General features: G+C 36.9%; 7 protein-coding genes. All 7 read left to right on the top strand.

Annotated features, from left to right (window positions below; all coding sequences use genetic code 11):
* The first annotated feature begins 55 nt into the window (after positions 1–55).
* On the top strand, positions 56–985 hold the full coding sequence (locus GR929_RS04865) for a PorP/SprF family type IX secretion system membrane protein (RefSeq protein ID WP_159517804.1): 930 nt from the start codon (positions 56–58) through the stop codon (positions 983–985).
* A 43-nt stretch (positions 986–1,028) separates the two neighbouring features.
* On the top strand, positions 1,029–1,805 hold the full coding sequence (locus GR929_RS04860) for a TrkA C-terminal domain-containing protein (RefSeq protein WP_159517803.1): 777 nt from the start codon (positions 1,029–1,031) through the stop codon (positions 1,803–1,805).
* 137 nt (positions 1,806–1,942) lie between these two features.
* On the top strand, positions 1,943–4,072 hold the full coding sequence (locus GR929_RS04855; protein WP_159517802.1) for a PAS domain-containing sensor histidine kinase: 2,130 nt from the start codon (positions 1,943–1,945) through the stop codon (positions 4,070–4,072).
* Between the two features lie 16 nt (positions 4,073–4,088).
* Positions 4,089–4,730 carry a response regulator gene (locus GR929_RS04850; RefSeq protein ID WP_159517801.1) on the top strand — a complete coding sequence of 214 codons (642 nt, stop codon included), beginning with the start codon at positions 4,089–4,091 and terminating at the stop codon, positions 4,728–4,730.
* 168 nt (positions 4,731–4,898) lie between these two features.
* Complete coding sequence (locus tag GR929_RS04845; protein ID WP_159517800.1) at positions 4,899–6,920, top strand: ATP-binding protein; 2,022 nt, start codon at positions 4,899–4,901, stop codon at positions 6,918–6,920.
* A gap of 64 nt (positions 6,921–6,984) precedes the next feature.
* Positions 6,985–7,383: a response regulator gene (locus GR929_RS04840; RefSeq protein WP_159517799.1), complete on the top strand. Its 399-nt coding sequence runs from the start codon at positions 6,985–6,987 to the stop codon at positions 7,381–7,383.
* Between the two features lie 566 nt (positions 7,384–7,949).
* Positions 7,950–8,615 (top strand): BON domain-containing protein, encoded by a 666-nt coding sequence (locus tag GR929_RS04835; protein WP_159517798.1) that lies wholly within the window; start codon positions 7,950–7,952, stop codon positions 8,613–8,615.
* Positions 8,616–8,686: the final 71 nt, after the last annotated feature.

The raw sequence follows: 8,686 nt of genomic DNA, 5'->3' as shown, positions 1-8,686 counted from the left end.
TAATATCGTAGCGGGAATGGCTGGAAGGAGAAAGCAACATATAATTACCAATTGCATGAAGAGAAGTTTCGTTCTTTTCATGATGGTAATGGCTTTTCATATCTCAACCCAAGCACAAACCGACCCCATTTTCACCCAATATATGAATAGCATGCAAACCGTAAATCCAGCCTATGCCGGCATGTGGGACAAGGTTGGAGTTCAGGCCTTCACTCGCCGCTATTACGTTGGTCACGACAGAGCTCCTCTAACGAAATCAGTCATCTTCTATTCCCCGATTAAAAATGAGAATAACGGTATCGGACTGGATATCATTGATGACCGGATTGGTTATGAAAAACGATTGACTGTAACTGCTGATTATGCCTTCCAAGTTCGTTTAGACTGGAAAACCTACCTGAGACTAGGATTAAAAGCAGGATTTATAAATTACGACAATCTGTTAACCCAGTATAAACTATACCCTGATGGGATTGACGACCCGCTATTCATGGAAGACGTTCACATTAATTTCATGGTTAGTTGGGGAATTGGTGCTATGGTTTATTCGAAGGATTACTACATCAGTTTTTCGATCCCACAAATTATTGACAATGGGTTTCAGGCCAACCGTAATAACTATTCATCTTTAGCCGAATTGCGTTACGCCTATCTTATTGGAGGATATATTTTTGGCAAACAGCGACAAATCAGGTTTAAACCCTCCTTAATGGTAAAAGGAGCTATCGGTGCCCCCGTACAGGCTGATATTTCAGCAAACGTCCAATTCTATAATAAGTTCTGGGTTGGTGCCATGTATCGAACAAATAATACGGTTGCAGCGGTTATGCAAATAAGGGCTTTTAAAAATATAAAGTTAGGTTATGCGGTTGACTATTCCATCACGCAAGAATTCCAGAAGTACCAATTGGGAACTCATGAGATTCGCGTGATATACGAATACGACTTTTACAAGCGACCTTATACCCGCAGAAGGTTCTTTTAATTGAATTCAAAAATAATAACAACATCAACAAAATTTAACGAAGATGGCTTCTTTGATTAGTTTAATCGTAATTTTTACGCTTTCTGTACTAATAACGAAAATTGCTACAGAAGCGTTAGTTCATACGGGATTATCTAAACAGGCTGCAAAATTTCAAGCTCGTTCGGCATTTACAGGTGTTGGATATACCACCTATGAAGCTGAAAGCATCGTAAACCATCCTGTGCGGCGAAAAATTGTAATGTCTTTGATGCTAATTGGTAATGTTGGGATTATTTCTGCCATTACATCACTGATGCTAACTTTTGTCGACACCGGGCAAAGCTCAACAGAGAACATCATCCGTGTCGGAGTAATTGTAGCCAGCATGTTTTCGCTGTGGTTCGTTTCGCGAAGCAAATGGATTGAAGGTATTTTGGTGAGAATTATTAAAAAGGCGCTGAAGAAATTTACAACGTTGAAGATAAGGGATTACGTTGAGTTGCTTGATTTGAAAGGTGATTATGAAATAACGGTGATTGAAGTGAATGAAGAGGACTGGATGTTAGATAAGAAGGTTCGTGAATTACAATTGTGGCGAGAAGGAATTAATCTAATTGGTATTCAGCGAGATGACGGCACATACTTGGGTACACCAAAGAGCGAAACCAAGGTTACCATTAACGATCAACTTATACTTTACGGTCGTAAAAAAAGCATCCATAACCTTGAAAAACGTAAGCAGGATATTTCGGGGGATAAAGAGCATGATGAAGCCATAAAAGAACAGAACGAAGAAGAAAAAAAACAGGAACAAGAAGATACACGTTCCAAGCATTGAGATCTTCAGGAAGTCGTTGTTAAACTCTGAAATCAGAATAAAACAATCGCTAGATCTATATTGTTGTATTTTAGAAGGTTAATACCAGGCTCATTAACCCTTCGGTAGTCATCTTACATTTCAACACATTCAAAAACATGGCAATCAGTAATCTAAAAAGTAAGTTTTACAGCTCCACCAAGATTTCCTTGATCTATTTGATTACTAGTTGCGTTTACATCATCTTCTCCGATGAATTTACTTTGCATCTTTTCGGCAGCACACTATCAGTTTCTACCTTAACGACGATTCAAACCTACAAAGGACTGTTGTTTGTTTTTCTAACCTCAGCCCTTCTGTTTTTACTAATTCAACGCGAAATAAAAGCAAAAAGAAAATACATTCAGGAACTGGAATTGCAAAAGCAGGATCTTTTAAATCTAACAGCTGAAAATGAAAAGGTAAAAAAAAGTTTGCAGGAAAGGAATGTCTACATCGAAACCATCTTGAAGAATCTTCCTCTGGGAATTGCCGTAAATAGAATGGATATTGGCACCACTACATTTATGAATAAAAATTTCTCGAAAATATATGGTTGGCCGGAAAAAGATTTGGATAACGTTGACAGCTTTTTTGAGAAGGTCTATCCGGATGAAAAATACAGGGAGAAAATAAAAGAGACGATGTTTAAAGCTATTGAAGACGGGGACCCCAACCAGATGCTTTGGACGGATATCGAAATTACAACCGGCACCGGCAAAAAAAAGATTATAGAAGCCCAAAACATACCGGTCTTTGATCAGAATTTAATGATTTCTACGGTCAGGGACACAACCCAACAAAACACGACTGAGAAAAAGGTGAAAGAAAGCGAAGCAAAGTTTTCAACACTTTTTAAAATGAACCCAACTGCCATTGTTTTTACCCGTCTTTCGGACGGCGCAATAATGGAGGTTAATCAAGCTTACATCGATTTATTTGGGTATTCAAAAGAAGAGCTGATCAATCAGTCAACAAAGAAGATTTCTATTTGGGCAAACTCTAAACAAAGAGATTTAATGATTAAACAATTAATGCAGGACAGATTCATCCATGATTTTGAAGCTCAGGCAGTTCGCAAAGATGGTCAGATCATCGAGACGCTTTCCTACCTTCAAGTCATTGATCATTCAGGAGTTGACTCAATAATCGCCATCATTCTTGACATCACTGAAAAGAAAATAAACGAGCACAAAATTGAAGAGTCGAGAATACTGTTGGAGAAAATTATTAATAATCTGGATGAAGCTGTTCTATTAGTTGACCCTAAGGCTAGAAATATAAAACTGGCTAATGCTGCCGTTGAACGCATTTTTGGTTATTCACCAAAGGAGATTGTAGGCAAACAAACGAAACGGCTACATATTAATCAGAAAATGTTTGAAGAGTTTGGAAAACGAAGTGTACCGAAACTTGAAAAAGAAGGTGTGTTTCACACTGAATTTCAAATGAAACATAAAACCGGAAATATAATTGAAACCGAGAATACCGTTTCAACCATAAAAGAAGAAGATGGATGGTCCTTGGGTGTTGTAAGTGTAATTCGAGATATCACAAAACGAAAAAAAACGGAAGGGAAACTAAAAGAATACCAGAAATCGTTGAAAATGCTGACAACAGAAATTGCATTATCTGAGGAAAAACAACGAAAAGAAATTGCAGCCAATATTCATGACCATTTAAGCCAACTGCTAGTCATATCAAAAATGAAATTAACAGATATTCAGAAAGATACTACCAGCCCCAAAATACTGGATGAGTTAAAAGCAGTAATAAACTACATCTCAGAAGCACTGGAAAACACCCGAAAGATAACTTACGACCTTAGTCCACCTGTGTTGTACGAACTTGGTCTAACTGAAACCTTGTATTGGCTTGCAGAAAAAACAGAGGAGGAACACCGCATAAAAACAACATTTTCGTCGAATGTAAATGAGCTACAAATCACCGAATCTAATTTGATTTTCATATATCGAATAGTACAGGAGTTAGTCAATAATAGTGTAAAACATGCGCAAGCAAAAAATATTGACATTTCTCTCAAAGCTTTGAATGGCGAACTTGAAATCATGATTTCCGACAACGGTAAGGGATTCAATGTCAAAAACATACCACAAATAAAAATAGGCAAAGGTGGGTTTGGTCTTTTTACCGTAAGAGAACGGATTCAAAATCTGAATGGAAGAATTTCAATTTATTCAGAAATGAAAAAAGGAACGGAAGTTAAAATTTATATACCTTTAGAATAATCTAACATCCGCATAAATGCAAATTGAAATCGTTTTAGTCGATGATCACAAAATTCTCCGCGATGGTCTCAAAAATGTAATTGAAAAAATCGCGAATATGAAAGTAGTGGGGGAAGCGGATAATGGAAGGGAGGCCTTGGAACTATGTTCTAAACTAAAACCTAAAGTTGTAGTAATGGACATCGCCATGCCCGGTTTAAACGGAATTGAAGCCACCCGTCAGATTGTTAAGGAGAATCCAGAATGTAAAATAATCGCCTTATCGATGCACTCCAACAAAAGGTTTGTGACCGGTATGTTTAATGCTGGTGCTTTTGGTTATATATTGAAAGATGCCGACGCAAGTGAACTGATAAAAGCCATAAACACGGTTATTGCTAACAAAAAGTACGTTTGTAACAAAATTTCGGAAGTTGCCATTAATGAATTAATTAATAACTCAGAGGAAGAAGAAACCGATTTAAGCCAACGTGAAAAAGAAATTCTTCAGTTAATTGCCGAAGGAAAATCGTCAAAAGAAATCGGGACAATTCTTTTCCTTAGCTCAAAAACAGTAGACACACACCGGAAGAATATTATGGATAAACTCGAGTTACGAACCCTGCCCGAACTAACCAAATATGCTATCCGATCGGGTTTAACCTCACTCGACGATTAACCTTTTTAACTACTTTCCATTTTTCTGAACATCCAATTTCCGTTGTTCACCTCTTCAGAAGATAAGAATACTCAAACACGAGATTAAGCAATCTGCTTATTGCAATAAACTTTAAACCCTTCCATCTTTGTATCCGGAAAAATAGCGACGCAGATATAAAATTTAGAGATGGGCAGAGGAGAAAGAAACGTGAAGGAAAAGAAAAAGCGAAGCAAAAAATTTGAACTGCTTTTTAATGAAATAAATGATGCCATGTTTCTGCACGATTTTGACGGAAACATACTTAAGGTTAACGACTACGCCTGCAAAACGCTTGGGTATTCAAGAGACGAGTTTGCATCAATGAATATTGGCGATTTTGCTTCTGATGATATCCTTACAAATTGGGATAAAAGGATTGAAATCATCCGACAAAAAGGGATGTTTAGTTTTGAAACGAATTACATCACCAAATACAATCAGTTAATCTATGTTGAAATCGTTTCAAAACTCATTGAAATAGACAATCAAAAGTTAGTTTTAAGCAGCGGCCGTGATATTTCTAAAAGAAAAAACTATGAAATGCGATTGAAAGAATCGCGCAATATTGCAGCCGAGAACGAACTCGAATTGAACACCATTTTCAACAAGACACCATCAACAATCATTCTTTTTGACGAGGAATCAAGGATTATCCGAATCAACCACAAGGGGATATTAAAATTCAACGTAGACAATGAAAACCTTTTTAATAAGCGAATTGGAGACATTCTCAATTGTGAAAGCACTCGAAACAGAACCATTAATTGTGGTTTTGCCAGTGCATGTATAAAGTGCCAGCTTTCAGAGATCATTCGCAATACCATCACCCAAAAGGCTGAATACAATAAAAAGGAAATTTCAATAGAACTCCTGCGAGATGGCGTATCGACTATTAAAACACTGTTAATTTCCACTGCATTTTTAAAAAAGAACGGACAAAATACTTACCTGGCAACTATCGACGACATCACATCCAGAAAACAGATGGAACTGGAATTAATTGCCGCAAAAGAAAAAGCAGAAGAATCGGAAAAACTTAAATCTGCATTTTTAAACAATATCAGTCACGAAATTCGTACTCCGCTTAACGGAATATTGGGCTTTATCAATTTCTTTGAAGACGATAGCTACAATTATTCGAAAGAAGAAAAAAGAGAATTTATTCGGATTATGCGCGAGAGTGGTGAGCGACTTGTCAACACTGTTACCGACCTGGTTGAGGTATCAAAACTTGACAGTGGAATTCATACCCTTTGCGAAGAAAAAGTGGAGCTCACGAAAGAGCTTCAAACCTTTGTAAACGAACAAAAAGTCCGATTTGCAAAGACAGCTGTTTTATTTGAATCTGAAATTGCCCCAGCTTTAAAAGATCAGACGATTGTAATTGATAAAATCAAGCTTTTTCAAATCCTGAAAAAGCTTGTCAATAATGCACTTAAATTTACCTCGCAAGGGAAAGTAAGTTTATCAGCAAAAACAAAAGGTAAAAATCTTATTTTTTCGGTTCAGGATACCGGAATTGGTATAGACTCCAAACACCAGGATACCGTATTTGAGCCTTTTCGACAAGCTGATTCCGGCTTATGCAGAACTTACGACGGAAATGGCCTTGGCTTGACGATTGCTAAAAAACTAGCGGGAAAACTGGGAGGGGATATTTGGTTTGAATCCGAGTCTGGAAAAGGAACTACTTTTTTCTTTTCTGTTCCACTTCATATCTTCAAAAGTACAAACATAAATTCGGTGCATGAACGCAACGAAGACTCACCTAATTTGAAATTGGCTGGTAAAAAAATCCTAATTGCAGAAGATGAGATGTCAAATTACGTGCTTCTTGAAGCAATTCTCAAAAAAGAACAATGTCAACTTGTACACGCTTCTAACGGAAAAGAAGCGGTAGACATTTTCAGCAAGGATCCTTCGTTTGATATCATAATAATGGATATAAAAATGCCGGTGATGGACGGATTGGAAGCGACGAGTAAAATTAAAGCAATCCGGAAAGAAGTTCCGATTGTCGCTTATTCAGCATACGTCTTTAATCAAGAAAAACAGAAAGCATTAGAAGCGGGTTGTATCGATTTTCTATCCAAGCCGGTTAGTAAAGAACAAATATTAAAAACCATCGAGAAACACATTCTTTCTTCAAGCGAATTATTAAAAAGTTGATTTGTTGCTCATCCCAGATTATAAATTCTGAATTTATAAGCCGATTATTGCCACAATTTTAGCTATGACAGCTCTAAGAAACCGAATAGCCTCCAGCTCCCACCCCGTAAAGATTGTTTTAGTAGAAGATAATGCTGAAGTGGCTGGATGGATAAAAAATAAGATCGATGATTTCGGGAATTTAGCACTTGCAGGGATATCTAATACATATAATGGAGCATTTGAAATGATTAAAAACGAAGAGCCACAATTGGTTATTCTGGATTTAAGACTCCCGGACGGAAATGGATTGGACATTCTGAAAAAAATAAGAAAAACCAGATTGAATATTATTGTAATAATTCTATCACTGAATATTCAGACTAAAAATGTTTGTTTAAGAATGGGAGCTGATTATTTCTTCGATAAAAATAAAGGCACTGATGTTTTGATAGAAAAACTAAAATATTTCAACGGTAGATAAGAATATTTCGAGCATTTCCCTCGTTTTAACACCCATCAAAACAAAAAAACTACCGAAAAGTTTCCCGTTATACTGAAAAACGCCAACAAAAGTCGGGTATAGATGGATGTTTCTGCAACCTATTCAAGAACACATTTGGGGTGGACTTACCGAGCAACCAATAATACGTTTAATTGAAGTAAAACTAGAATTCGATAACCATGATAAAGCTTTCGACTGTTCGTAAGCATCTCATAAAGAAAGCTGACCGTATGAAACAGCAATTTTATTTTATACCAAATTTTATAAAATTATAGCCGACTAATCTATCAGTTGCCTATATAATTAGATGGTCAACATTCTCATCAAATTGATTGATACACAAATGTGTGTGTAAAATTCCTCAACTTGTTCAAAAATTCAACATATTCGCCTAGCTCTCTGCTAGCCAACTCAGCCACAACCATCTAACTATCAGCACGCTACTCAAACTCCCAAAAAAAACATCCATCAACGGTAAGTCCTTGGTACGATTATCGAGCTCCTTAATTCACACACGAACTCAATAAAAAAGAAGGACATACATTATGAAACCACTACCAAATGAAATTGTCAAAAAGAATATTGTTGAACAACTTGTCTGGAATGGCGATATAAATACTAAGGATATTAATATCGAGGTCGGGGATGATAAAGTACTGCTTAAGGGAACTGTTGACAGTTACAGCAGTAAACTTGAAGCCGCCAGAGAGACGATGCTTATAGCCCGTAACCACGATATCGAAAACCAACTGGTAGTTAAATTTAATCCCAAACAACCGGTTACAAACGATCTTGAAATAATGGACAGCATTCAGAATATTTTAAGATGGAATGATGGAATTAATCCGGTAAACATACAAGTTGAAGCGGAAAACGGAAAGGTGACTTTATCCGGTACCGTTTCCCGATCGCGTGAAAAAACGAAAGCAGAGAAAATTGCAGCGTCCGCCAAAGGTGTTGTTGATGTTAGTAATCAGATTTCAGTAAAACCATCAACGATACATTCTGATACAGAGATTGCAAATGATGTTAATAGAGCATTCGAAAGAAACCCACTTATCGACACGGACAAAATTTTTACAGAAGTAACGACCGGTATTATTCATCTCTCAGGCTCGGTTGCCAATGACGTTATCAGGAAGGAAATCCATGATATCGCCCTGTATACTGATGGTATTGTAGATATTGTGAATGAAATTACCATTGAATAGCAAGTAGTTCGTCATTACTTCTGCGCCTGAATCCGATAAAAAAATAACAAATATCCCTACCCGACTTGCGG

Origin of the sequence: Sunxiuqinia indica, assembly GCF_009847015.1 — a bacterium.
GTDB classification, from domain to species: domain Bacteria; phylum Bacteroidota; class Bacteroidia; order Bacteroidales; family Prolixibacteraceae; genus Sunxiuqinia; species Sunxiuqinia indica.
Note: the sequence above shows the minus strand (reverse complement) of the source record. Positions and strands in the feature narration are given on the sequence as shown.

Bases quoted from the DNA above. Each gene is read 5' to 3' on its own strand.
- GR929_RS04865 (WP_159517804.1), top strand. From the start codon at position 56: ATGAAGAGAAGTTTCGTTCTTTTCATGATGGTAATGGCTTTTCATATC.
- GR929_RS04860 (WP_159517803.1), top strand. From the start codon at position 1,029: ATGGCTTCTTTGATTAGTTTAATCGTAATTTTTACGCTTTCTGTACTA.
- GR929_RS04855 (WP_159517802.1), top strand. From the start codon at position 1,943: ATGGCAATCAGTAATCTAAAAAGTAAGTTTTACAGCTCCACCAAGATT.
- GR929_RS04850 (WP_159517801.1), top strand. From the start codon at position 4,089: ATGCAAATTGAAATCGTTTTAGTCGATGATCACAAAATTCTCCGCGAT.
- GR929_RS04845 (WP_159517800.1), top strand. From the start codon at position 4,899: ATGGGCAGAGGAGAAAGAAACGTGAAGGAAAAGAAAAAGCGAAGCAAA.
- GR929_RS04840 (WP_159517799.1), top strand. From the start codon at position 6,985: ATGACAGCTCTAAGAAACCGAATAGCCTCCAGCTCCCACCCCGTAAAG.
- GR929_RS04835 (WP_159517798.1), top strand. From the start codon at position 7,950: ATGAAACCACTACCAAATGAAATTGTCAAAAAGAATATTGTTGAACAA.